Source organism: Vreelandella sp. 2A-K22 (genome assembly GCF_054065485.1).
In genome coordinates, this window is the sequence record NZ_JBSUGC010000003.1 from 98,697 (window position 1) to 124,460 (window position 25,764).

Genomic DNA, 25,764 nt, shown 5'->3' on the forward strand with positions numbered 1-25,764 from the left:
AAAATCGCCTCAAAATGCTCATTTACACCCCGTAAACTCCGCTTTTTCGTTGATTTTTGCCTTGTCTGGCCTGCGCTCATCGCGTTAATCAGAGGTTTCCAATCATACAAAATCGAAAGATAATACAACAAAGCGAACTCGATATGTCCTCTTTTATACTCGCCATTGATCAAGGTACCACCAGTTCTCGCGCCATTCTGTTTGACCGCCAAGGCCAGGTGGCCGCTGTTGCCCAGCAAGAATTCACTCAGCACTTCCCCCACGACGGATGGATTGAGCACAACCCCGAAGACATTTGGGAAACCGTGGTGGCGACTTGCCGAGATGTGATGCGTAACGCTGAAGTTTCCGCCGACCAAATAGCCGGGATCGGCATTACCAACCAGCGGGAAACCACTATTCTGTGGGATCGGAAAACGGGTAAGCCACTCTATAACGCCATCGTTTGGCAGGATCGCCGCACCTCAGATTTATGCCAGTCACTGCGCGATCAAGGCTATACCGATACCGTTCAAGCTAAAACGGGCCTATTGATTGATCCCTACTTTTCAGCCACCAAGCTTGGTTGGGTACTGGACAACGTTGAGGGTGCTCGGGAGCGCGCCGAGCAGGGCGAGTTGGCATTTGGAACGGTAGATAGCTTTTTAATCTGGCGGCTGACAGGCGGTCAGCAGCACGTGACCGATGCCACCAATGCTTCGCGTACAGCGTTGTTTAATATCCATACTCAGGAGTGGGATGAAGAGCTGCTGGCGCTATTTAATATTCCCGCCAATTTATTGCCCGAAGTGAAAGACTCCAGCGATGATTTTGGCACCACCGAAGCGCACTGGCTGGGTGCCGCGCTCCCCATTGCTGGGGTAGCGGGGGATCAGCAGGCTGCTTTAGTGGGGCAGGCGTGCTTTCAACCGGGGATGGGTAAAAGCACCTATGGCACAGGCTGTTTTATGATTGTGAATACCGGTGAAACGCCCTCGCTGTCGCGCAATCGCCTGTTGACCACCATTGGCTACCGGCTTCACGGTAAGCCGACCTATGCCATGGAGGGCAGTATTTTCGTGGCGGGGGCGACGGTGCAGTGGTTACGTGACGGCTTGAACCTGTTTGCCGATGCGTCAGAGACGGAGGCCTTGGCCCAGGAGACCCGCAGTGGCCACAGCGTTTATCTGGTGCCCGCCTTTACCGGCTTGGGCGCTCCACACTGGGATCCCAAAGCCCGCGGCGCTATTTTTGGGTTAACTCGCGATACCGGTATCGCTGAAATAGTCGCTGCAGGCCTGCAAGCGGTGTGCTATCAAACCCGAGACCTCCAGCACTGTATGAACGACGACATGGAGGCCGCACCAGGCACTTTGCGCGTCGACGGTGGCATGGTGAAGAACAGCTGGGTGATGCAGTTTCTTGCCGATATGCTGGGTGTCCAGGTGGATCGCCCTACGATTTTGGAAACCACGGCGCTGGGGGCTGCTTACTTAGCCGGGTTGCGTTTAGGTTGGTATCAAACCCTCGAAGAGATTGAGCAGCTGTGGCGCTGTGAGAAGAGCTTTATGCCTGCTATGGAGGAGACCACTCGCGAGCAGCTCTATCAAGGCTGGTTGGATGCGGTTTCGCGCGTGCGCTCCACGCCTTAGGTAATAACGATTTAGCCCACTACTTAAGCACACTATCTATTAACTCTTTCGATTCTTTATAATGCGGCGGCCAATTAAACCATTGGCCGCCTTTCTTCGCTTTTAGCGCCCCTCATGAAAGTCTTTAACACACTTAACACTTAATGAGTGTTTATGTAGTCGAGTTACAACCACCCCTGCTGCCAATGATGCATTGTGGGTTTTGTTGCAGTGAACCATAGTGAAGCCATGGATCAGGAGGGTGCTTCGTTATCCCGAGTCACTGCCCTGATCTCTGCTACAGAACCATAGCGCTTCAGTATTACCCGAGCGCTAAAGGCGAAGGTCTTGCAAAGCTTGTGACCGTTTCGCAGTTGCCGAACTGGGCACTTATCCGGCCCAGCATGAGTAGCAACGTCACCATACGTCGTTAACTAAGATGGCTGCTTTTTTTAACCGATAGTCGGTTAAGCAGCGGATGACCATACCATGAGGTATTACTAATGAACTGCATCGAACTGAGCCAACAAGCCGACAGCATCGCCAGCACTTTCAGCAAACAAGATCTCGCTAGACTTGTTGTGGCACTGAAGGGCAACCGTGAATCACTGCAGCATGCCGTTGAGGTCATCGACACAGTGGATAGCCGCTCAGGCTGCACACTGGAAGAAGCTTGGGATGAAGTGCTCTCAGGGGACTCTCAAATGCGAATTGAAGACGAAGAGTAGGGCATCGCTTATTGATTGTTTGAGCCCCCTCACTTAGGTGAGGGGGCTTTTTTACGCTAAACCGCTGTCGATGTCGGCGGAAGTGCAGTATCGCGATTTTGTTCGAAGTACTGGCTAAATCGATTTTCAGCATCGTCACCAAACAGTACCCGACACGCTTCCTTTAAACCTGTGGAATGGCGTAACTGCTCATGAGGTACCACCAGAGAAACTTTGGCGCGGCGGCGCAGGAAGTCCTCAAGCTGGGTGATCATCTCGTGGTCGCGGGCATGCTCAATTTCACAACGGATGTACTCAGTGCCTTCAATGAGGATTTCGCCCTGAGCGGGATCCTGACGAATTTTCTCCAGCATCGGTATGGCTTGATCGGCATAGCGCCGCCACAGCCGAGAGGAGAGCAGCTCCGATGACGTAGAGGCGGTCATGGCATCCAGGTTCATACGCTTGGCTTGATCCATAAACTGCTGTTTCACGGGCTTGGCAGGTTCCCCGTACCACCGAAAGTTGGGGTCTGAAAGTGAAACGCCCAGGCGGCTGATCTCTTCGGCAATCTCATCCCCCACGTTCAAACAGTCGGTAAGTTTGCCACCAAAGATGCTGATATGCGCACTCTCAACGTTGGTATCGACCACATGCTTGCGAGAAAGCTGTAAAAAGTCTCGGTCACTGCCCTGATCATCTTTGATGGCTAAAGGCCTTACGCCACAGCGTGTCGAGATAATGTCGTCTTGTGTGAGCGGTTGATCTAGCGTTAGGCGTTTATTGATATTTTCCAGCACAAAGGCGATATCGTCAGCAGTAACGTCCACCTCTGGATGCTCCATATGGGTATCGGTAGTGCCGATACAGGTGCGATTGCCCATGGGAATGACGAAGAACAGCCTTCCATCGTCGGCAAAAAATGCCAACACCCGCTGTGAATCGGTTAGCTGTGGAACGATGAGGTGAATGCCCTTGGAGTAGAGGTGATGATGGGTAGTCTTTTGGCCGGTCAGCTCGTTATGCTGATCTACCCAGGGGCCAGCAGCGTTGATTAATACCTTGGCATGAATATCGAAGGTGCTGCCATCCATCACGTTGTGCGCTTTGGTCACCCATAGGTCGCCGACCCGTTCGGCGCCGAGTGACTCGACGTAGTTGGCGGCAATTGCTCCATAGTTAAGCGCGTGGCGCACAAAGTTGAACACAAAGCGTGCGTCATTATCGTGGAGGTAGGCGTCGGAGTACTCGAAGCCGCCAACGGCGTCCTCAATATCGATAATGGGTTCTTGCTGCTTAATCTTGTTAGGCGAAAGCAGGCGGGGCAGTTTAGTGAAGCCGTTGCCCATCAGCCAGTAAAGCCAGGTGCCCGCCCATAGGTAGCGTGGTGAGTGGCGGAAACCTTTCGAAATAGTGGTCAGGAAACGAATCTCCTGCACGGTAGAGGGGTAACTCTTTATCAAGTGATTGCGGCTTTTGCACAATTTTCGAACCAGTGCAAAATCCTTGCTTTCCATGTATTTAATGCCTCCCCAAACTAAGTTGGAGGAGTGCATGCTGGTGCTGCCGGCGAAGTCGCCGCGATCAATCAGTGCGACTTTAGCGCCTTTTCCAGCCAGCGCCGCCGCAGTGGCCGCGCCATTGATACCGCCCCCTATAATCAGGGCATCAAAGGTCTCGGTAGGTAATTTTTCTATATTTCGATTTCGCAGTTTCATAGCGGATCCAATTAACAAATAAATAGCCCTGGTGCCCTGGGTGTTTTCTCTTGTGCTATGGCCTGCCGCCAATGAAACCCTTGCAGGGCGGTTGCCCACCCTGCAAGCGTTACGCGTGATTACTCTTGGCGCGTACCGGCTGCCATCCAGGCTTCCATCATTTCGTCATAAGGAACGGTGGTGCCTTGGGGCATTTCATTGTCCAGCTTGGCTTTGGGTGCGCCTTCCTGATCCAGCCAGTATTGCGGATCCTGCTCTTCATTGAGCACGGGCGCATAGCTGTCGAAGACGTTGGCCCTGGCTAGGCGATGCATGGTGCTGTCCATATCCGACGCCAGTTTGTCCAAGCCTTCCTGAGGCGTGACTTCACCACTCATGACAGGCGCCAGGTTTTGCCACCACAGTGGGGCCATGCGTGGGTAGTCAGGCACATTGGTGCCGGTAGGCGTCCAGTTCGACTCGTTGGGGCTGCGGTAGAACTCCACCAGGCCGCCTAATTTGGGGGCCATCTCGGTCATCTGCTCAGAGAAGATGTCAGATTCACGAATCGGCGTTAGACCGTGCATCAGTTTTTCCAAAGACACCGTTTTAGACACGGTGAACTGGCCGAACAGCCACGCCGCGGTGCGACGATCTTCCGGCGTTGAATCGAAGAACGTCCAGGCGCCTACATCTTGGTAGCCGACCTTCATACCCTCTTCCCAGTACGGGCCGGTGGGGGATGGAGCCATGCGCCATAGCGGGTTGCCTTCGTCATCGGTCACTGCGACTGCAGGGTCGGTCATGTCGGCAGTAAAGGCGGTGTACCAGAAAATCTGCTGGGCAATGTGTCCCTGCGCAGGTACCGGGCCAGCCTCACCAAAGGTCATGCCCTGTGCTTCAGGAGGGGCATAGTCACGCAGCCAATCGACGGCTTTTTGCATGGCAAATACCGAGGCCGGTGAGTTAGTAGCACCGCCGCGGCTTACGCTTGCGCCTACTGGCTGGCTATCTTCGTTGACGCGGATACCCCAGTCATCCACCGGGTTGCCGGAAGGGACGCCGGGGCTGCCCATACCTGCCATGGAGAGCCAGGAGTCGTGGAAGCGCCAGCCCAGTGACGGATCGCGGCGGCCGTAATCCATATGGCCATACACCTTGGTGCCATCTATTTCGCCGACATGCTCGGTAAAGAACTCGGCGATATCTTGATAGGCCGTCCAGTTAGTGGGAACGCCAAGAGGGTAGCCGTAGACCTCTTCGAACTGTGCCATCAGCTCAGGGTCGGTAAACCAGTCATAGCGGAACCAGTAGAGGTTAGCGAACTGTTGGGTGGGCAGTTGAAAGAGGCTGCCATCTGGCCCGGTGCCGTACTGCAGTCCAATAAAGTCGTCTAAATCCAGGGTGGGCAACGTATAGTCGGCCCACTCGTTCTCCATCGCTTCAGACAGGTTGATGGTGGTGCCATAACGAATATGCGTGCCGATGGAGTCGGTGTCATTGACGAAGCCATCGTAGATGCTGTTACCCGACTGCATCTGATTCTGCATGGTGTCCACCACATCACCTTCACCGATGATGTTGTGGGTCAGGTTAATGCCGGTCAGCTCACTAAAGGCTTCTGCAAGCACTTCACTTTCATAAACGTGAGTCGTGAGGCCTTCAGCCACGGTTTGAATATCCATGCCGCGGAAAGGCTCGGCAGCGTTGGCAAACCACATCAGCTCTTCGATCTGCTCTTCGCGGCTCAGGGTTGAGTTCTGGAAGTGCTCGTCGACCAAGCGTTCAGCGATGGCACGGGTATCCTGCTCTTGCGCTGACAGCGTTCCCGACGCCAGCAACAAGCTGGCGGCGAGGGTTGTCAGTTTGAATTTAGTCAGTTTGGATTTATTGTCGTGCTTTTGCATGTTGACCTCGTTTTGTTGTGTTCTTCCTTGATGGCTTGGCCGTCCTTGATACCGATTAAACGCTGATGGCATTTCCCAAGGGCTAGTCCCAAGGGCTATCCCCAGCGCATTAAAACCAGCAGCCATACGGCTGATACCGCTAGTGCTATCCAAATGGAAAGTGACGTGAAGCCGATCACGCCCAAATGGATAAAGGCTGCGGAGAGCAGGCCGATAAACAGCCGATCCCCGCGAGTGGTGGCAATGGGTAAAAAACCTTTGCGTTCAACAGTGGGCGACATGATCTCCCATACCGTCATGCCTGCCAGCATGGCCGCAATGGATGAAAAGAATATGGCGGTGGGCACTGTCCATACCATCCAAGACATAGCGAGATCTCCTCAGGTACGGCCCAGGGCAAAGCCCTTGGCGATATGGTTACGAACGAAGTAGACCACCAGAATGCCGGGAATGATGGTGAGTACACCGGCGGCGGCCAAAGTGCCCCAGTCAATCCCAGAAGCAGTCGATGTGCGCGTCATGATCATGCCAATGGGCTGGGCGTCAGTGGCTGTCAACGTGCGGGCCAGCAACAGCTCCACCCAGGAGAACATGAACAGGAAGAACAGCGTGACGCCAATGCCTGAGCGGATCATGGGGATAAAAATCTTGACGAAAAAGCGCGGAAAGCTATAGCCGTCGATATAGGCGGTTTCATCGATCTCTTTAGGCACGCTGCTCATAAAGCCCTCCAAAATCCAGATAGCCAGCGGGATATTGAACAGGCAGTGAGCCAGCGCGACGGCGATGTGGGTATCGAACAGGCCTACCGAGTAGTAGAGCTGGAAGTAGGGCAGCAGAAATACCGCAGGTGGCGCCATTAGGTTGGTCAGCAGCCAGAAAAATAGATGCTTGTCGCCAATAAAGGTGTAGCGGCTAAAGGCGTAGGCGGCGGGTAGCGCGACGCAGATGGTGATGAGCATATTCATCGCTACGTAGAGCATCGAGTTGACGTAGCCCATGTACCAGCTTGAGTTGGTGAAAATGCCGATGTAGTTATCAAAAGTAAGGTTCTGGGGCCACAGCGTCATCGAGCCGAGAATTTCGCTATTGGTCTGTAGCGACATATTGATCAGCCAGTAAATGGGCAGAATCATCAGCGCCAGATACAGGCCAAGCAAGAGGCGCGAGCGCCAGTGTGCACGGGCGGTGCGGTTACGCCGCTTGGCCGGTGAAACCTTGCTAAAAATCGTGTTGTACTTTTCACCGCGCTGGGTGTTTTCGAGTTGATAGCTCATGTTAGGCACCTCCGTGCGGCGGTTTGTCTTTCTGCATATTCATAATGGTGGTGTAGAACACCCAGCTCACCAGCAGAATGACCAGGAAGTAGATCAGCGAGAAAGCTGCAGAAGGGCCTAAATCCTGTTGGCCGACAGCCATAGTGGTTAGTGATTGACTTAAGAAAGTGGTGGCGCTGCCCGGCCCGCCGCCCGTCAGTACAAAGGGTTCGGCGTAGATCATAAAAGAGTGCATAAAGCGCAGCAGCACGGCAATGACCAGCACGTTGGTTAGCTTGGGGAGCTGAATGTAGCGGAACACCGCCCATTTTGAGGCACGGTCGATACGTGCTGCTTGATAGTAGGCTTCGGGAATCGAGCGGAGACCGCTATAGCACAGCATGGCCACCAGCGGCGTCCAGTGCCACACGTCCATTAAAATGATGGTTACCCAGGCGTCGCCGGCATTACGGGTAATGTTGTATTCAATGCCCAGTTCGCGCAGGCCCCAGCCCATTAAGCCGATATCGCCACGGGTAAAGATTTGCCAGATACTGCCCACTACGTTCCAGGGAATCAGCAACGGCAGGGTAATCAGGATCAACACCGCCGAGGCTTGCCAACCGCGTTTGGGCATAATGAGCGCGATGCCAATCCCTAGCGGAATCTGAATAGCCAGAATAATCAGCGAGAACGAAATTTGGCGCAGAAACGCTGCCTGCAGCGCGTCGTCGTTGAGCATGCTTTGAAACCACTCAGTGCCGGTAAAAAAGCGTGCGTTCGGCCCGAGCACGTCCTGCACCGAGTAGTTGACCACGGTCATGAGCGGAATGATGGCGGAGAAGGCCACCAACACCAGCATGGGAAGCACCAGTAGCCAGGCTCTGTTATTGGGTACCTTGTTATTCATGACCAGCCTCCACCAGGTATTCATCGATATACAGCGCTACGTGAGCAGCATCGAAGTGCGCAAACGCCGCTTCACTGACCGGCGGATGGCCTTCGGGCAGGCGTGCCTTAAACGTTTGCTCGTTGAGTTTGAAGGTCAGCAGGGAGTAGGTGCCCAGGTCTTGCACGCTGGTCACCTGAATCGGCACGCTATTGGCCACTTCACTTGAGGAAATGGCGATAAACTCGGGGCGGATGCCTAGTTTTATATTGTTATGGCTAATATCGTTAGCGCTGGCATTGGCAGCGCTGGCGACAGCGTGTTTCATCTGCTCGCTAACCGGCAGTGGCTGTGTGCCGAACATTACCTGATCGTCGCGATATTCCACGGCCATAAAATTCATGCCCGGGCTGCCAATAAAGTAACCCACAAAGGTATGCGCAGGGCGCTCGAACAGCTCACGTGGGGTGCCGAATTGCACCACCTGGCCCTCATACATCACGGCAATTTTATCCGCGAAAGTAGAGGCCTCGAGCTGATCGTGGGTCACGTAGATCATGGTGATATTGAAGCGCTCGTGAATCTCTTTGAGCTTGCGACGCAGCTTCCACTTTAGCTGCGGGTCGATAACGGTGAGCGGCTCATCAAACAGAATCGCCGTTACGTCGTCACGTACCAGCCCACGGCCCATGGAGACCTTCTGCTTCTCGTCGGCGGTCAGGTTTTTGGCCTTACGATCCAGCAAAGGGGTCAGCTCAAGAATATCGGCGACTTCGAGTACCTTGGGTTTCACCCGGTACTCGGGGGTATTCATATTGCGCAGGGGAAAGGCAAGATTATCGAACACCGTCATGGTGTCGTAGATCACCGGAAACTGGAACACCTGGGCAATATTGCGCTCTTCTGGGGGCAGCTCATTGACCCGCTGACCGTCGAAAAGTACGTCACCCTCCGAGGGTTCAAGCAGGCCCGAAATAATGTTCAGAAGGGTCGATTTACCGCACCCTGATGGGCCCAATAGGGCATAGGCGCCGCCCTGGTGCCATACGTGATCCATCTGCCGGATGGCGTAATCCGCCGCACCTTTGGGCGTTTTTTCGTAGGAGTGCGCCAAGCCTTTTAGTGTGATCTCAGCCATGGGCAGCTCCTCCCTGACGTGCAGGAATATGTACCGTGTGACCCTGCTTGTCGAAGGCGTAAAGTTGATGGGTGGGGAAGTAAACTTTCAGAGGTTCATTAACACTAAACTGGTGAATACCCGCTAAGTGCAGCACTAAGGGGAAGCGTTCGTGGCGAACATGCAGGAAGGTTTCAGAGCCGCTAATTTCCGCTACATCCACATGGACATCCAGGGCCAGGTCATCGGCCTGTTGGGGTTGTAGAGTGAGATGCGAAGCTCGCACGCCAAAGTCGTAATCACCCGGTTCAAGACGCTTTAGCTCGTCATCGCAGGGAAAGTGAAGCGTTTGGTCGAAGGTGATCTCGCTGTCGGTCAGCTGACCGGGAACGATATTGATTGGGGGTTCGGAGAACATTTCTGCGCTAAAGCGGCCATTGGGCTCGCGATAGACCTGCTCGGTAGGGCCGTATTGGAGAAGCCTGCCTTCGTGCAGTACCGCCGTGTTACCGCCCAGCGCTAACGCTTCATTGGGCTCGGTGGTGGCGTATACCGCAATACAGTTACGCGCTTTAAACAGGTCACGCAACTCATCGCGTAGCTCTTCGCGGAGCTTATAATCCAGATTGACCAGCGGTTCATCAAACAGAATTAAATCGGCATCTTTGATCAAGGCCCGCCCCATGGCGGTACGCTGCTGCTGGCCACCAGAGAGTTCCTGCGGGTAGCGGTTAAGCAGGTGCTCGATATGCAGCATTTCAGCAATTTCGCCAACCCGTTTATCAATTTCGCTTTTTGGGTGTTTGGCCAGTTTAAGCGGCGACGCAATGTTGTCGTAAACGGTGAGGCTGGGGTAGTTGATAAACTGCTGGTACACCATGGAGACATTGCGTTTACGCACTGAGACGTTCGTGACGTCTTTGCCATCCATAATAATTTTGCCGCGGGTGGGTGGTTCAAGCCCCGCCATTAGGCGCATTAAAGTGGTTTTGCCAGCAAGTGTTCGCCCAAGCAGCACATTAAAGGATCCTGGCTCTAGGGCTAAGTCTATCCCACTGATATGGGGCACACCGTTAACGATGTGATCGATATTTTGCAAATGTAAGGACATGCCGATCTCGCTAGCGTCATTGTTGTTGGATAAGGTAGATCGTTTTCGTTTACGAAAGGCTAGTTGATCGTTTGCGAACTTGCAACGCGTTTTTGGTTCCTTGGTCTACGCATTTAGGTGTAGAAAGTGAACACAAAAAAGCCGACTCCTGGCATACAGGAGTCGGCTATCTTTACAGGTAATGCTTTGAAAAAGAGGTATTACTTAACGTTTTCTTCCTCCTGCTTAGGCGCTACCACAGGTTTTCCGTTGTGCTCGATCAGCGTGGACTTATTCTTGGCAAAGGCATCGTAGGCAAAATCGTCCACGGTGAGCATTTCCAGTACTTCGGCCTCGAAGGTACGCATAAAGTCGGCATCCTCTTCATTGATCAGGCCTTTTTCCAGACCGGCTTCTACACGTGCCTCAGGATGCAGCGCCGTTTGCGGGAGTTTGCCTTTAGCATACGCCTTGTTCACCGTGCGGTAGATCGCCTCGGCGCGGTCATAATCGACCAGCAAAGCGTTGTAGCGCGCCAGCGGGTTGCGCTGTTCACCGTCGTCTGCATCCCAGGTGTTTTCCAGCAGCTTGGTGCGCAGGGCACTGTGTGTAGACACACGCTTAGCGATATCCCGGGCCAGGTCATCGTGGGGTTTATTCCAGCGGCGACCGGTGGGCATTACTACGGCGTTGAGCGTTTTACCTAGCGCACGGTTGGGTAGATTATCGAAAATCTCCACAAACGCCTGCTCGGCACGCTGGAGCAGGAAGCGGCAGCTGTAGTGCAACAGCGCCTCTTCGCCTTCTACTTTACTGCCTGCCTGCCACTGCTTGAGTACCATTGAGGTGAGATAGAGGTTAGACAGCACATCCCCCAGCCGTGCAGAGATCATTTCACGTTTCTTCAGCGCTGAACCCAGGCTTGCCATGGCAGCATCGGCACACAGGCCAAAGCCAGCGGAGAGGCGGGCAATATCCTGGGCATAGGCGGCGGCGGGGCCGTCGAAGGGTACGCTGGCTTTACCAATGCCAAAGCCGAGGGTAAAGGCGCGCGCAGCGTTACCAAAGATCAAGCCCGCGTGACCGAAGAAGGCTTTATCGAACGCCTGCATATCGTTGGCGTCTTTGGCGGCCAGTTCTTCTAGTACGTAGGGGTGGCAGCGAATAGCACCCTGACCAAAGATCATCAGGTTGCGGGTCATGATGTTGGCGCCTTCCACGGTGATCGCCACCGGGTTGGCGCTGTAACCGATACCGAGGTAGTTGCGCGGGCCAAGAGTGACCGCCTTGCCGCCGTGAACGTCCATCGCATCGCTAAGCAATACGCGCTGGAACTCGGTCAACTGGCTCTTCAGGATGGCTGAGGGCACGGCGGGTTTTTCGCCGTGGTCGATCATATTGGCGGTTTGATACACGGTGGCCTGGGAGATATAGGCCAGCGCCGTCATGCGGGCGAGGGGCTCTTGCACACCTTCCATTTCGGCAACCGGCACGTTGAACTGACGACGAACACGGGTGAAACCGCCGCTCCAGCCCAGGGCGTAACGCGCGGTGCCGGTGGCGCCTGACGGCAGCGTGATGCAGCGGCCGATAGACAGACACTCCACCAGCATCCGCCAGCCCTGGCCGATCATGTCTGGGCCGCCAATGATGGTGTCCAGCGGAACAAAGACATCTTTGCCGATAATCGGGCCGTTCATAAACGGGCTGCCGATAGGGTGGTGACGGCGGCCGATTTCCATGCCGTCGGTATCGCGGGGAATCAACGCCAGGGTAATACCGCGATCTTCTTCGTCACCCAGCAATTTTTCCGGGTCAAACAGACGGAAGGCAAGACCAACGACTGTGGCGATGGGCGCCAGAGTGATCCAGCGTTTTTCGAAGTTAAGGCGCAGGCCGATCACTTCTTCGCCGTTAATGGTTTGCTTACATACAACGCCAGTGTCTGGCAGCGAGGTAGCGTCAGAACCTGCGCGGGGGCCGGTGAGGCCAAAACAGGGGATCTCGCGGCCATCGGATAAGCGCGGCAGGTAATGATCTTTCTGCTCTTGGGTACCGTATTTAAGCAGCAGCTCGCCAGGGCCGAGGGAGTTGGGTACGCCCACGGTCACCATCAGGGTTTCATTGACGGAGAGCTTCTGCAGTACCATGGACTGAGCCTTAGCCGAGAAGCCAAGACCACCGTACTCCTTCGGAATAATCATGCCGAAGAAACCCTCTTTTTTCAGGTAGTCCCAAAGCTGCTGGGGCAGGTCGGCGCGCTCCTGGGCGATGTCCCAGGCGTTGCACATGCCAGCGGCTTTCGCACACTGATTGGCTAGGAAGGCTTTCTCATCGTCGCGTAGGCCATCGTCTTTAAAGGCGAGCAGTTTTTCCCACTGGGGTTTGCCTGAAAATAGCTCTCCGTCCCAGGAAACGCTGCCCGCTTCCAGAGCTGTGCGCTCGGTGGCGGAAACTTTGGGGGCGACTTTTTTAAAGGTGGCGAATAAGCGCGGTGTGAGCCACTTGCGACGCAGTGCAGGCAGGCCTGCCACGGCTACTGCCGCAGCGCCAAGAAGCAGCAGACCACCAATGATTTCCGCGTCAAACAGTAGGCCAACAAGGCCTAATACGCCAAACACAGCTAGCGCCGCGGGAGCGCCTGCTTCGCGACGCATGACCACGAGCAAGCCGACAATGGCGAGCACGATCAGAAGTAGGGTGAGCATAGGTTATCTCTCTTTTTGCTGGCCACTGTTGCAGGCCGACTGTTGTTAATAAAACGCGAGTAACATCGTTGTTGAGATATTGAGTCGAACACTTGTTTGAATATTGGCAGATGGGGGCTATCACACGCAAGTTTTTAGGCACGTTTGGCGTAGCTTGTTCCTTTAACGTAGCCAAAAAAAACGCCATGGCGACAAGCCATGGCGTTTGGAGTAAAAAACAGACTAAATGTTCAGGCGCGTTTGGCCGGTGCTCCGTTGGCGACGTAATAGTCAACGCTGGCACGGGGAAGCGGCTCATGGCCTTTGATACGGTCGGCGATTTTCTCGGCCAACATAATGGTGGGCGCATTCAGGTTGCCGGTGGGAATCACCGGGAACAGTGAGGCATCTACGACGCGAAGGCCTTCAATACCATGGACACGACCCTGGCCGTCGGTGACGGCCATTTCACCCTCGCCCATACGGCAGCTACCGCAGGGGTGGTAGGCGGTTTCGGCGTGCTGTTTGACGAAGGCATCGAGCTCGGCATCCGACTGCACGTCGGGCCCTGGTGCTATCTCGCGACCACGGTATTTATCAAAGGCTGGCTGAGCGATGATATCGCGAGTCAGGCGAATAGCATCGCGGAACTCTTCCCAATCTTTCTCTTTGGCCATGTAGTTGAACAGGATGCTGGGCGCGGCGTGTGGATCTTTCGAGGTAAGTCGAATACGACCACGGCTTTCTGAACGCATGGAGCCAACGTGGGCCTGGAAGCCATGGGCCTGCACCGCGCTCTTGCCGTTATAGCTAATGGCAATGGGCAGGAAGTGGTATTGCAGATTGGGCCACTCCTCTTCATCGCGGCTGCGGATAAAACCACAGGATTCAAACTGGTTGCTGGCGCCCACGCCGGTGCCATTGAACAGCCATTCAGCACCAATTTTGGGCTGGTTGTACCACTTTAGCGCGGGGTAGAGCGAGATGGGTTCTTTGCACTCGTACTGGATGTACATCTCCAGGTGATCCTGGAGGTTTTCACCTACGCCGGGCAGGGCGTGAACCGTCTCGATACCCAGTTCCTTCAGCAGTTCAGGGTTGCCGATGCCTGAGCGCTGCAGAATCTGCGGGGAAGCGATGGCGCCACCGCACAGGAGTACTTCACGGCGGGCGTAGGCCTGCTGTTTTTCGCCTTTCTGCTCATAACGTACCCCCACCGCACGTTTACCTTCGAATTCAATAATATCGGTAACGGCATGGGTTTCGATGGTGAGGTTGTGGCGCTGTTTGGCGGTATCCAGGTAGCCGCGGGCCGTTGATGCGCGGCGGCCTTTGGGCGTGACGAAGCGATCCATAGGGCCGAAGCCTTCTTGCTGGTAGCCGTTAACGTCTTCGGTTTCCGGGTAGCCAGCCTGCTTGCCGGCTTCAATAAAGGTGCGATAAAGCGGGTTGTTATCCGCTTTGGGCGTGGTCACGCTGACCGGGCCGTCGCCACCGTGGTAGCTGTTGGGTCCAATGTCGCGGGCTTCGCACTTTTTGAAGTAGGGCAGGCAGCTTAGGTAGTCCCAATCTTCGAGGCCGGGCTGTTTGGCCCAGTTGTCGTAATCGAGTGCATTACCGCGGATATAGCACATGCCGTTAATCAGTGAGGAGCCGCCCAACCCTTTGCCACGACCACACTCCATGCGGCGACCATCCATATGTGGCTCGGGGTCGGTTTCAAACGCCCAGTTGTAGCGCTTGCCCTGTAGTGGGAATGCCAAGGCAGCGGGCATTTGGGTGCGGAAATCGAAGCGGTAGTCGGGCCCGCCCGCTTCTAACAGCAATACGCTGACGTTGCTGTCTTCGGTGAGGCGAGTAGCAAGCACATTGCCCGCCGAGCCTGCACCGATAATGATGTAATCAAATTCGCGTGGTTGAGACATAGTGTCTCCTTAAGAAATCTGGCGAGTCGAGGAAGTGAGCCGGTAGGCATAAAAGCGAAGCGTCTTTTTCAGGGCCGGAAAGTGCTCCATGCGATTCCAGCATTCCCGCCATCCTTGGCGGTCAGATGAAAAAGCCGAGCACCCATGGATGGGTTCACAGCGTCTTCGTGTTATGCCTACCGGCGGAGCTTAGTGCTTAGAGTTAAAACACTGACTCAAATGGCCCCATCTCGATTTGTACCGACTTGGTCTGGGTGTAGTGATTGAGCGTCTCAACACCATTTTCGCGACCAATGCCCGACTCTTTATAGCCGCCTACCGGCATCTCCGAGGGTGACTCACCCCAGGTGTTAATCCAGCAAATACCCGCTTCCAACTGGTGGATCACGCGGTGGGCGCGGTTCAAGCTTTCGCTGAAGACACCGGCGGCCAGGCCGTAGGTGGTGTCATTGGCGCGGCGAATGACTTCCGCCTCATCATCAAAGGCGAGTACCGACATCACCGGGCCAAAGATCTCTTCGCGCACGATACGCATCTCATCAGTGCAGTCGGTAAACACGGTGGGTGCAGCCCAGGCGCCATTGGCAAAGCTACCAGTGTTCCAGTCGTCGCCACCCACGAGCAGGCGAGCGCCTTGCTCTTTGCCCAGGGCAATATAGGAGAGCACTTTCTCCTGATGCTCGAAGCTGACTAGGGGACCAAAGTTGACGCTGGGATCCATGGGGTCGCCTGCTTTGATGCGCTTAACGCGCTCCACCAGTTTGGCTTCAAAAGCATCTTTAACGCTGCGCTCAACAAATACCCGCGTGCCGTTGGTACAGATTTGGCCGCTGGAGTAGAAATTGGCCATCATGGCGGCGTCTGCAGCGCGATCAAGGTCGGCATCTGCAAACACCAGCAGCGGCGATTTGCCGCCCAGTTCCATGGTGACGTCTTTCAGCGTTGAGCTAGCAGCGGCGGCCATCACTTTCTTGCCGGTGCCTGCTTCGCCGGTGAACGAGACTTTGGCGATGCCTGGGTGCTCGGTGAGCATGGCGCCCACGCGGCCGTCGCCCTGAACCACGTTAAAGACGCCGTTGGGCAGGCCTGCCTCGGTAAAGATTTCCGCTAGTTTCATCACGGTCAGCGGGGTCACTTCGCTGGGCTTGAATACCACTGCGTTGCCTGCCGCCAGCGCCGGGGCGGCTTTCCAGCAGGCGATTTGGATCGGGTAGTTCCAGGCGCCAATGGCACCAATGACACCCAAGGGCTCGCGGCGAGTGTACACAAAAGAGCTGTCGCGAAGGGGGATCTGGCTGCCTTCAATAGCCGGCGCCAGGCCCGCGTAGTACTCCAACGCATCTGCGCCGGTAACGATATCGACACTGGCCGTTTCGCTGATCGGCTTGCCGGTATTGCGGGTTTCAAGCTCAGCTAGCTCGTCATTGCGCTCCCTCAGCAGCGCGACGGCGCGCAGCAGGATGCGTGAGCGCTCCATGCCGCTCATCGCGGCCCACTCGCGCTGGCCGCGCTGGGCTGCGGCGACCGCGGTGTCAACATCCGCTTGGCTGGCTTGGCCGATAGTGGCCAGCAGTCTGCCATCGAAGGGGTTGGTAACGGTAAAAGTATCGCCTGAAGTGGCGTTTACCTGGCGACCATCAATATAAAGTGGCTGTACGTCTTGAGCGGCCATGTCGATCTCCAAGAATCAGAAAATTAAAGGTAAATATTGGATGCTTTGTTGGTGCATCCATGATGAGCAAAAAGCTGGTCGAGATAGGTGTGGGCAAGGTAGCGGGCCTCTTCGGCGTCAAGGCCTTCTGGCGTTAGTGCGCCACGCAGCCATAGCCCATCAATCATGGCGGCTAAGCCGCGTGCTGCGTTGCGGGCTTCTACGCGGGGCATAACACGTCGGAACTGGTGACATAAATTGCTGTAAAGACGGCGATCATTGACGTTTTGCAGACGCTGCAGCATAGGCTTATGCATGCTGCTGGCCCAGAACGCTAACCATGTCTTGGCGGCGGGGCCGGTGACCTGAGTGCGGTCAAAGTTACCCTCAATAATGGCACCGATATGGGCGCGGGGAGAGTCGTCTTCCAGCGCATGGCGACGCACCGCAACGGCTCCGGACAGGTCGGTCAGGATTTGCCGCATCGTCGCTTCCAGCAAGCCATCTTTACCGCCAAAGTAGTGGCTGATAATGCCCGCTGACACGCCCGCATGGCGGGCAATTCGCATCACGGTAGTTTCGGCTAAGCCGACTTCATCAATGGCTGCCATAGTCGCGTTGATTAACTGCTGGCGGCGTATCGGTTCCATTCCCACCTTTGGCACGACGTTCTCCTAATTCGTTGAATGCCTAACAGGGTCGTTGCTTGAAACCCGAGCGTAGACATGATTACCTAACAATGATGGCATTTTTTTATTGAACGTTCAATCAATAAAAAAGACAGCGGTGATTGCTACGCACTGCGACCACTGCAGCAACGGAGTGTTCGTATCTATGTTTTGGAAATACGTATTGGCAATATGTATTGGCAATATGTATTGGCAATAAGCTTATAAAAGGGGACTACGATGATGAGCAGAACTTCTTCACGCTATGCAGGTGCTTTATTGCTGGCAGCGGGTCTGCCAACGGCAGCCTATGCAAACGAGTGCAGCAGCGTGCGCTTTGCTGAAGTGGGCTGGACAGATATTACCGCCACCACTGCGCTCGCCAGCGAAGTCCTTGAAGGGCTTGGCTATGAGCCAAGCGTCGATACAGTTTCCGTTCCGATTGCCTACGCCGGTATGCGCAACAATGATTTCGATGTCTTCCTGGGTAACTGGATGCCCTCGATGGCCTCTATTAGTGACCCCTATATCGAGCGCGGTGAAGTTGAGCGCTTGGCGACCAACCTGGAAGGGGCGAAGTATACCCTGGCAGTGCCTCAGTACGTTTACGATGCGGGGGTAACGTCGGTTAACGATTTGGCCGAGCATGCGGAGCAGTTTGAGCGTAGCGTGCACGGCATCGAAGCGGGTAACGACGGTAACGAGCTCATTGAGCAGATGATCGATGATGATGCTTATGGGTTAGGCGATTGGCAGGTGATCGATTCCAGCGAAGCGGGAATGTTGGCGGAACTGCGCGCCCGGGTACCCAATGAGCAGTGGATGGTGTTTTTGGGCTGGGAGCCGCACCCCATGAACTCTAACTTCGATATGGCTTATCTTGCTGATGCCGACGACTATTTTGGCCCAAATTTAGGCGGCGCGACTGTGCACACGAATACCCGAGCGGGATTCGTGGATGAGTGCCCGAATGTGGGTACCTTGCTGCGCAATATGACCTTCACGCTGGAAATGGAAAATCAGCTCATGAGCGCGATCATGGATGATGGCGAAGATCCCCGTGATGCCGCACGTGACTATTTGAAGGCTAATGATAGCCTACTGGACGAGTGGTTAGACGGCGTTACAACACGAGACGGCGAGCCAGGTGCAGAGGCCGTGCGCGCCGCTATTCAGTAAGTCAATTTCGATACGCTTTGTTGACTAGCAGGGCAAGCCGGAATCCGGCTTGCCTTTCGTCATTAAGGTAGGCATAATCTGCACCCGTTGATGAGGGAAAGGCTACGTAGCTCAGCTGGTTAGAGCACATCACTCATAATGATGGGGTCCCCTGTTCAAATCAGGGCGTAGCCACCACATCAGCCTCAGCACACTTAATATATAACAGAGTGTGCCGTTATGGTGGTCCCTTAGGTCCTCCCGCAACGCTAAACTGCGAACCCCGCCAGGCCCGGAAGGGAGCAACGGTAGTGGTGGCTGCGTGTGCCGGGATGTGGCTTTTGGGGCCGCCTCCATTTCTGATTTTCCCTTCGATCCTGCCTCAGTTACGTGTCATAGCTTTATGTAGTTATCCTTCGAGAGCTGTGTTGCCATGTGCCTTCTATAAACATTATTCTGTAAAAAGCATAATGATCCACATGTTTCATGTTTGGATTTCTTTATACTATTAGGCACCCGCTACATTTAAACCACCGAAGTTGACATATCACGAAGATAGTCGCTGGTTTCCCTGGAGTCGTATCGACGACATGGTTACTTGGTATGCAGCCTCGCTTCTGCTTCATCTAAAGCAAGTGACTTATACTTCGCGCAAGCCTTTTTCAAGTCTAGCCTCCTACTCAGCAGGGACAGGCTCTTAAGCCTAGTGTCATTCAAGAATTGATATCAGGAATGCAAGATATTTGGAGAATATTCTTGATCTGTATCACCAAATGTACATTTTCCAGTTTCATGGTGGTTGTAAAGGTCAATAATGACATCAGTCGTTATCTTTTTTTCCTACTGAATAATTAGAGAATCAAGGAAGCTCTGTTGTGTCCTCCACGCTGAAAAAAGTGTTATGGCGAATATTAATAATTGCCGGAGTTGTATTCATTGCCGGTGTGCTGGTATGGCTGGAGTTCCGACCCGATGGGCTGGGTGATGGTTTTGTCAGCGGTAATGGAAGGATTGAAGCGACAGAAATCGATATCGCTACCAAGCAGGCGGGGCGCATCGAAGCAGTGTTTGTTGGCGAAGGAGAGCAGGTCGAGCCGAATCAGCTTTTGGTGCGTATGGACACGAAGGTGCTAGAAGCCGAGCTGGGACAGGCCATGGCACAGGTTCGACAGGCCGAGAGCGCGACACGCACCGCCCAGGCACAAGTAGCTCAACGACAGAGCGAAAAAACGGCTGCCGATGCCACCGTTCTGCAACGGCAAGCCGAGCTAACGGCGGCTCAAAAGCGTTATGAAAGAACTCTGGCATTGGTCGCTCGCAATGCTTTGTCAAGGCAGCAACTCGACGATGACTTAGCCCGCTTGGAGAGTACCGAAGCCGCGTTGGCGGCAGCGCGTGCGGGTGTACTCGCTGCCGTGGCGGCTATTGAGGCAGCCGATTCACAGGTCATTGAGTCACAGGCGGCCATTGAGGCGGCGAGCGCCACGGTGGACAAATTAGAGGCAGATCTTGAAGACAGCCAGCTGCGCAGTGACCGGGTGGCTAGGGTTCAGTATCGTGTCGCTCAGCCCGGTGAAGTGCTGTCAGCGGGGGGCGTGGTACTCAATCTCATCGATCTGACCGATGTGTATATGACCTTTTTCCTGCCCGAGCGTCAAGCCGGGCGTGTTGCGCTGGGTGCTGACGTGCACTTGGTGCTAGATGCAGCACCTCAGTATGTGATCTCGGCTAACGTCAGCTACGTCTCCAGCGTGGCCCAATTCACGCCCAAGACCGTGGAAACGGCTAGCGAACGTGAAAAGTTAATGTTTCGAGTTAAGGCTCGTATCGACCCTGCGCTACTTGAACAGCATCTGGATCAAGTCAAAACCGGTTTGCCGGGCATGGCCTATCTCAAGCTTGATGATACGCTCGATTGGCCCGAAGAACTGAAGGTCAATGTGACGCCATGATCCCTGATAAACCTGTGGTACAGCTTGAAGGTGTCAGCTTGCGCTATGGTTCAGTGCATGCCTTATCTGGCCTAAATTTGGCCATCCCCGCTGGCAGTATGGTGGGATTGATCGGACCCGATGGCGTGGGTAAGTCCAGTCTGATGGCCCTGATCGCCGGTGCCAGGAAAATTCAGCAGGGTAAAGTTGTCGTGTTAGGCGGTGACATGGCAGAAGGGCGACATCGCAAACAGGTGTGCTGGCGGATTGCCTATATGCCTCAGGGGTTGGGAAAGAACCTCTATCCCACTCTGACAGTCTTTGAAAACCTCGATTTCTTCGGCCGACTATTCGGTCTGGATCGCCGGAACCGGCATAGTCGTATTGCCGAACTTGTGCACAGTACTGGGCTGGTTGGGTTCACGGAACGTCCTGTCGGCAAGCTCTCCGGCGGAATGAAACAGAAACTGGGGCTATGTTGTGCGCTGATCCACGATCCCGACCTATTGATACTCGATGAACCCACCACTGGCGTCGATCCTTTGTCACGCGCCCAGTTCTGGGAACTGATTGGTAGGATACGGGGCAAGCGCCCAGGTATGAGCGTACTAGTTGCCACTGCCTATATGGAGGAGGCTCGAAGTTTCGACTGGTTGGTGGTCATGAATGAGGGACAGGTACTGAATACTGGCTCGCCCCACGATCTGCTGGCAGCGACGGAAAGCGCAACGCTTGAGGAAGCTTTTATCAGGTTATTACCCAAGACTAAACGGCGCAGGCATCGAGACTTCAAGATAACGCCGCGTCAACCTGATGCCAATATAGCCATTGAGGCCCATGGACTTACCAAGCGGTTCGGCGATTTCGTCGCCGTGGATCACGCTGACTTTCGTATCGAACGCGGTGAAATATTTGGTTTCCTGGGATCTAATGGCTGTGGAAAGACCACCACGATGAAGATGCTCACTGGGCTACTATCCGCCAGTGAAGGAAAGGCATTGCTATTCGATAAGCCCGTCGATCCACGCGATATCGCTACGCGCCGTCGGGTGGGCTACATGTCCCAGGGTTTTTCTCTCTATACGGAACTGACGCTTCGTCAGAATCTTGAATTGCATGCGCACCTGTTTCATCTTCCTAAGGCTGAGCGCTCCCTTCGCGTGAGGGAGATGCTGGATCGTTTTGACCTCACAGCAGTGGCTGACAAATTACCGACAGCGCTTCCCCTAGGTGTGCGCCAGCGGCTGTCGTTGGCGGTGGCTGTTATTCACCGTCCTGAGTTATTGATTCTCGACGAACCCACCTCTGGAGTGGATCCGATTGCACGCGATGATTTCTGGCTGCTGTTAGGGCAGATCTCCCGTGGAGAGAGAGTGACGATCTTCATCTCCACCCACTTCATGAACGAGGCAATGCGCTGCGACCGAATTGCCCTGATGCATGCAGGGCGCGTATTAGCCACCGACACCCCTGCGGGGCTACTAGCGTCGCGTGGCTTACCCACACTAGAAGCTACCTTTATGGCGTACCTGAAGGAGGCTAGCAAGATAGATGAAGCCGAGCCCGAAAAGCCGACAACTACCTCTCTAAAACCGCACCCGTCGACCCGGTCAGGCGGGCTGACCGTTAGCCTGCGTCGTTTGTTCAGCTATACCCACCGAGAGACCCTGGAGCTACGTCGCGATCCGATACGCGCCACGCTGGCGCTGCTGGGTAGTCTGATCCTAATGTTTATCATGGGATATGGCATCAATATGGATGTCGAACATCTGACCTATGCCGTGCTCGATCGTGACCAGACCACTACCAGCCAAGCGTATACTCTCAATCTAACGGGATCGCGTTATTTCACCGAGAAGTTTCCTCTGACCGACTACACCGATGTACAGCAACGTCTACGCAGCGGCGACATTAGCCTGGCGGTGGAAATTCCGCCAGGGTTTGGCCGCGATCTCAAGCGTGGCAATGTGCCCAAAGTTGCTTACTGGGTCGACGGATCCATGCCGGTCAGGGCCGATACCATCAAAGGGTATGTGGAGGGGATTCATGCTGAGACCGTAGCTCGTTTGAGTGAAAGTGCTGGAACCTCTTCTCCTGTCGAGATTGCCATTCGCTACCGCTACAATCCCGATGTTAGAAGCCTGCCAGCCATGGCCCCGGCGATGATCCCGTTACTGCTCATGCTGATACCGGCGATGCTTACTGCACTGGGAATCGTTCGTGAGAAAGAGCTCGGTTCTATTATCAATCTTTACGTCACGCCGGTTTCTCGGTTGGAATTTCTGCTTGGCAAGCAGTTGCCCTACATAATGCTGGCGATGATCAATTTCGCCACCTTAGTGACGTTCGCCGTTCTGGCCTTTGGCGTCCCAGTGAAGGGGAGCCTGCTGACATTGAGCCTAGGAGCGCTGCTCTATGTCGCCTGTTCCACGGGGATGGGATTGTTGATGTCATCGGTTCTGCATAGTCAGATTGCCGCTATCTTCGGTACCGCCATCGCTACACTGGTGCCTGCGATCCAGTTTTCGGGGCTACTCTCTCCGGTTTCTGCGCTGCAAGGGGGGGCGGCTGTCATTGGACATATCTACCCCACTAGCCATTTTCTGATTATCAGTCGAGGCGTGTTTTCCAAAGCGCTTAGTTTGGGAGATTTGACACCGTATTTTCTGGCCCTGCTGATTACTATCCCCGTACTGACGTTGTTTAGTGTTTTGGGGCTTAGGAAGCAGGAGCGCTGACATGGCCAGGTTTGCCAATATTCTGCAACTGGGTATCAAGGAAATACGCAGCCTGTATCGCGACCCGGCTCTGATGTTACTGATCGTTTACTCGTTTACTTTGGGGATCTACCTGAGTGCCACTGGCGAGCCGGAGGCGCCGTTCCGGGCTAGCGTAGCCATCGTCGACGAGGATCGATCTCAGGCATCCTTGCGTATTGTTAATGCCTTTCAACTTCCCTATTTTTTGCCGCCCGAATTTATCGATATTGGCCAGATGGATCGCGGCATGGATGCGGGGCGTTATACCTTTACACTTAATATTCCTCCTAACTTTCAGCGTGATCTGCTGGCCGCTCGACAGCCGACCATTCAGTTGAATGTCGATGCTACCCAGATCAGCCAGGCATTCACGGGAGCTGGGCATATCCAGCGGATTATCAGTGGTGAGGTGGCCGATTTCATCGGAGCATACCAGCAATCATCACCGGGCCGCATTGAGGCAGTGGTTCGTGCTGAATTCAACGCTAATCTCAACCGAAGTTGGTTCGGCGCCATTAATGAAGCTATCAATCAAATCACCATGTTGTCGATTATCCTGACAGGAGCAGCGTTGATCCGTGAACGAGAGCACGGCACCATTGAGCATTTGTTGGTCATGCCGGTCACCTCGTTCGAGATCATGTTGGCCAAGGTCTGGTCGATGGGGTTGGTCGTGCTGCTGGCTTCGGTCTTCGCACTACGCATTATCGTCGAGGGTTGGCTGCAAGTACCTCTTCGCGGCTCGCAGATGCTCTATCTTTTCGGCGCCACGCTACTGCTGTTCGCGACCACATCGATGGGGATTTTTCTGGGTACGATGGCGCGCTCGATGCCGCAATTGGGGCTATTAATCATTCTGGTACTGATTCCCCTGCAGATTCTCTCGGGCGGGATGACACCGCGTGAAAGCATGCCAGATCTAGTGCAGCGCATTATGTTCGTCGCCCCGACCACTCACTTTGTCGAGCTTGCTCAGGCCATTCTCTTTCGTGGCGCCGGATTGGGAATTGTCTGGCCGCATTTGTTGGCGCTGGCCATCATTGGAAGCGTGTTCTTCTTTGGCGCCCTGGTAAGACTTAGAAAAGCACAAGAATGATTCAGCCAGCTACTTTCGGCGCGTTGTTTATGGCCGAACAAACCCTGGAGCAGGGGGGCAACGGCAACATAAATCAATGCAGCATTCATCAATCCCATAAGTGGTCATGGACTAGCGACTTAATGGAAGGGCAGTCCAGCCGCTCTGAGCCGTCCTTTTAGTCGCTCAATCTCCTCAAACAAGTCGGCGACCAGAGCGGCTAGCTCTGGGACAGCATCGAAATCGTACTCCATTTGGCGAAGGCGGCGAGCCCGAATAAGATCGTGGCTGGTGAATCGCCATTGAGAGACGTAGTGAGTGCCATCGCCGAGCATGCCGCTCTCGACCCGCTCTTTCACCCATTGCCTTTCTACGGCGCATGCATGCGCGAACTCTTCCAGTGTAAGGGTAGTTTCGTCGAGTATTTCACCATTGACTATGTTGTTTTCAACCATGATCTACCTCTTTTGACGCGGGTTGAATGGTATGTCACGCGCCATACTTTCATACAGTTGGCGTGCCTTATCGGTATTGGCCGGAGGTAATACCACGTTCAGGACGAAATAGAGATCACCAGGCTCAGAACTGGGAATGCCTCGGCCTTTCAATCGTAACTTTCTACCGCTTTGGGAACCTTTGGGCACTTTCAGTTGAACCTGTCCAGAAGGTGTGGGCATCGTGAGAGACGTACCGAGAGCTGCCTCCCAAGGTGCAACCAGCAGGGTTGCGAACACATCTTTCCCTTCCACGCGATAGTCGGGGTTCGGTGTAAAGTGTATTTCCAGATAAAGGTCGCCGGACTCGCCCCCACCTGTACCAGGGTGGCCCTGTCCCGCTAAGCGGATATGCTGACCTTCAGTGATACCCTTAGGAATGCGCACCTTGAGATTGTGCTGCTGCAGGTAGACATGTCCTTGTGGATCAGTCTGTGGCGCATGCAAAGTCACCGAGCGTGTTGCACCGTCATAGGTGTCGCGCAAGTCGATGAAAACTTTTGCATGACGATCCAATCCACGCACACGGTGATGTGACCCGGTGCTTCGCCGACCAACGTGGCTAAATAGATCGGTGAAGAAGTCACTGAACTCACCAAGGTCGACATCTTCGTAATTTCTGCCCGAGAACTCGAAACCTGCATCCCAATCTGGCGGCGGCCGGAACTCCTGCCCAGCACGATAATGCTCTCCCAGTTGGTCGTAAGCCGCACGTTTCTCGGGATCGGTAAGCACCGCCTTAGCCTCATTGATTTCCTGCATACGCAGGGCAGCATCGGGCTCCTTGCTAATATCAGGATGATACTTGCGCGCCAGCTTGCGATAGGCCTTCTTGATGTCGGGGATGGCGGTAGCTCTATCGATCCCAAGTATTTGATAATAATCCTTGAACTCCACGAATCACTCCATACTTGTTCGGGGCTAAGGGGGGCGAGACATTCATTACGCAAATGTCCGTTGGCCGGCTAGATGCCTCTTTTGTTACTTTAAGAGCCTATAGTAAAAGGTTATTGTTATTTTAAAATGCCTCTCCTCGTCTTATCGTGACCATTATCAATAAATCCACACTTTGCTGTAATAGGTCAGACAAAGTAGTCATTATGTTTTTTAGTCGAGCCTATCGTACCTATGGGTCAAGAGTGC

At 54.4% G+C, this 25,764-nt stretch carries 19 protein-coding genes, 1 tRNA gene and 1 other RNA gene; 8 read left to right on the plus strand and 13 right to left on the minus strand.

All coding sequences use genetic code 11. The features are described 5' to 3' along the window. The first annotated feature begins 143 nt into the window (after positions 1 to 143). Positions 144 to 1,631: a glycerol kinase GlpK gene (glpK, locus tag ACW17M_RS04840; protein WP_027959230.1), complete on the plus strand. Its 1,488-nt coding sequence runs from the start codon at positions 144 to 146 to the stop codon at positions 1,629 to 1,631. Between the two features lie 482 nt (positions 1,632 to 2,113). After that, positions 2,114 to 2,338 (plus strand): hypothetical protein, encoded by a 225-nt coding sequence (locus tag ACW17M_RS04845; RefSeq protein WP_022523712.1) that lies wholly within the window; start codon positions 2,114 to 2,116, stop codon positions 2,336 to 2,338. A gap of 56 nt (positions 2,339 to 2,394) precedes the next feature. On the opposite strand, the gene ACW17M_RS04850 is transcribed toward ACW17M_RS04845, so the two are convergent. From ACW17M_RS04850 to betI, 11 genes are all read right to left on the minus strand, one after another. Beyond that, the gene (locus ACW17M_RS04850) at positions 2,395 to 4,035 is read right to left on the minus strand and encodes a glycerol-3-phosphate dehydrogenase/oxidase (protein ID WP_039858288.1); all 1,641 of its coding nucleotides are present in this window, start codon (positions 4,033 to 4,035) and stop codon (positions 2,395 to 2,397) included. A gap of 119 nt (positions 4,036 to 4,154) precedes the next feature. Then, positions 4,155 to 5,921 (minus strand): ABC transporter substrate-binding protein, encoded by a 1,767-nt coding sequence (locus tag ACW17M_RS04855; RefSeq protein ID WP_022523710.1) that lies wholly within the window; start codon positions 5,919 to 5,921, stop codon positions 4,155 to 4,157. Between the two features lie 95 nt (positions 5,922 to 6,016). Next, positions 6,017 to 6,289 carry a DUF2160 domain-containing protein gene (locus ACW17M_RS04860; RefSeq protein WP_022523709.1) on the minus strand — a complete coding sequence of 91 codons (273 nt, stop codon included), beginning with the start codon at positions 6,287 to 6,289 and terminating at the stop codon, positions 6,017 to 6,019. Positions 6,290 to 6,301: 12 nt separating this feature from the next. Then, the gene (locus tag ACW17M_RS04865; protein WP_027959233.1) at positions 6,302 to 7,198 is read right to left on the minus strand and encodes a carbohydrate ABC transporter permease; all 897 of its coding nucleotides are present in this window, start codon (positions 7,196 to 7,198) and stop codon (positions 6,302 to 6,304) included. Between the two features lies 1 nt (position 7,199). Next, on the minus strand, positions 7,200 to 8,087 hold the full coding sequence (locus ACW17M_RS04870) for a carbohydrate ABC transporter permease (RefSeq protein ID WP_022523708.1): 888 nt from the start codon (positions 8,085 to 8,087) through the stop codon (positions 7,200 to 7,202). After that, on the minus strand, positions 8,080 to 9,204 hold the full coding sequence (locus tag ACW17M_RS04875) for an ABC transporter ATP-binding protein (RefSeq protein ID WP_027959234.1): 1,125 nt from the start codon (positions 9,202 to 9,204) through the stop codon (positions 8,080 to 8,082). Before ACW17M_RS04875 ends, ACW17M_RS04870 begins: the two co-directional genes overlap by 8 nt. After that, the gene (locus ACW17M_RS04880; protein ID WP_022523706.1) at positions 9,197 to 10,294 is read right to left on the minus strand and encodes an ABC transporter ATP-binding protein; all 1,098 of its coding nucleotides are present in this window, start codon (positions 10,292 to 10,294) and stop codon (positions 9,197 to 9,199) included. Before ACW17M_RS04880 ends, ACW17M_RS04875 begins: the two co-directional genes overlap by 8 nt. Positions 10,295 to 10,494: 200 nt before the next feature. Next, entirely contained in the window at positions 10,495 to 12,981 is a 2,487-nt protein-coding gene (locus tag ACW17M_RS04885) for an acyl-CoA dehydrogenase (protein WP_039858290.1), read from the minus strand. Between the two features lie 230 nt (positions 12,982 to 13,211). Then, positions 13,212 to 14,885, minus strand: coding sequence for a choline dehydrogenase (betA, locus tag ACW17M_RS04890; RefSeq protein ID WP_027959236.1), 1,674 nt, complete (start codon positions 14,883 to 14,885; stop codon positions 13,212 to 13,214). Between the two features lie 202 nt (positions 14,886 to 15,087). Further along, a complete protein-coding gene (gene betB / locus ACW17M_RS04895; protein ID WP_457546997.1) occupies positions 15,088 to 16,557 on the minus strand; it encodes a betaine-aldehyde dehydrogenase in 1,470 nt (489 codons plus the stop codon). Between the two features lie 23 nt (positions 16,558 to 16,580). After that, complete coding sequence (gene betI / locus ACW17M_RS04900; RefSeq protein WP_009286516.1) at positions 16,581 to 17,201, minus strand: transcriptional regulator BetI; 621 nt, start codon at positions 17,199 to 17,201, stop codon at positions 16,581 to 16,583. Positions 17,202 to 17,444: 243 nt separating this feature from the next. Here betI and ACW17M_RS04905 point away from each other — a divergent pair, with 243 nt between their 5' ends. From ACW17M_RS04905 to ACW17M_RS04930, 6 genes are all read left to right on the plus strand, one after another. Beyond that, positions 17,445 to 18,383, plus strand: coding sequence for a choline ABC transporter substrate-binding protein (locus ACW17M_RS04905; protein WP_009286517.1), 939 nt, complete (start codon positions 17,445 to 17,447; stop codon positions 18,381 to 18,383). A gap of 100 nt (positions 18,384 to 18,483) precedes the next feature. Next, positions 18,484 to 18,560, plus strand: a tRNA-Met gene (locus tag ACW17M_RS04910). Between the two features lie 52 nt (positions 18,561 to 18,612). Further along, an RNA gene (ffs, locus tag ACW17M_RS04915) (signal recognition particle sRNA small type) lies at positions 18,613 to 18,709 on the plus strand. Between the two features lie 528 nt (positions 18,710 to 19,237). After that, entirely contained in the window at positions 19,238 to 20,314 is a 1,077-nt protein-coding gene (locus ACW17M_RS04920) for an HlyD family secretion protein (protein WP_457546998.1), read from the plus strand. Next, on the plus strand, positions 20,311 to 23,031 hold the full coding sequence (gene rbbA, locus ACW17M_RS04925; protein ID WP_027959239.1) for a ribosome-associated ATPase/putative transporter RbbA: 2,721 nt from the start codon (positions 20,311 to 20,313) through the stop codon (positions 23,029 to 23,031). The genes ACW17M_RS04920 and rbbA overlap by 4 nt, the downstream gene beginning before the upstream one ends. Before the next feature lies 1 nt (position 23,032). Further along, on the plus strand, positions 23,033 to 24,148 hold the full coding sequence (locus tag ACW17M_RS04930) for an ABC transporter permease (RefSeq protein ID WP_041158414.1): 1,116 nt from the start codon (positions 23,033 to 23,035) through the stop codon (positions 24,146 to 24,148). A gap of 119 nt (positions 24,149 to 24,267) precedes the next feature. On the opposite strand, the gene ACW17M_RS04935 is transcribed toward ACW17M_RS04930, so the two are convergent. Then, a complete protein-coding gene (locus ACW17M_RS04935) occupies positions 24,268 to 24,582 on the minus strand; it encodes a chaperone modulator CbpM (RefSeq protein WP_039858314.1) in 315 nt (104 codons plus the stop codon). A gap of 3 nt (positions 24,583 to 24,585) precedes the next feature. Further along, positions 24,586 to 25,518 carry a DnaJ C-terminal domain-containing protein gene (locus tag ACW17M_RS04940; RefSeq protein ID WP_039858316.1) on the minus strand — a complete coding sequence of 311 codons (933 nt, stop codon included), beginning with the start codon at positions 25,516 to 25,518 and terminating at the stop codon, positions 24,586 to 24,588. Positions 25,519 to 25,764 lie beyond the last annotated feature (246 nt).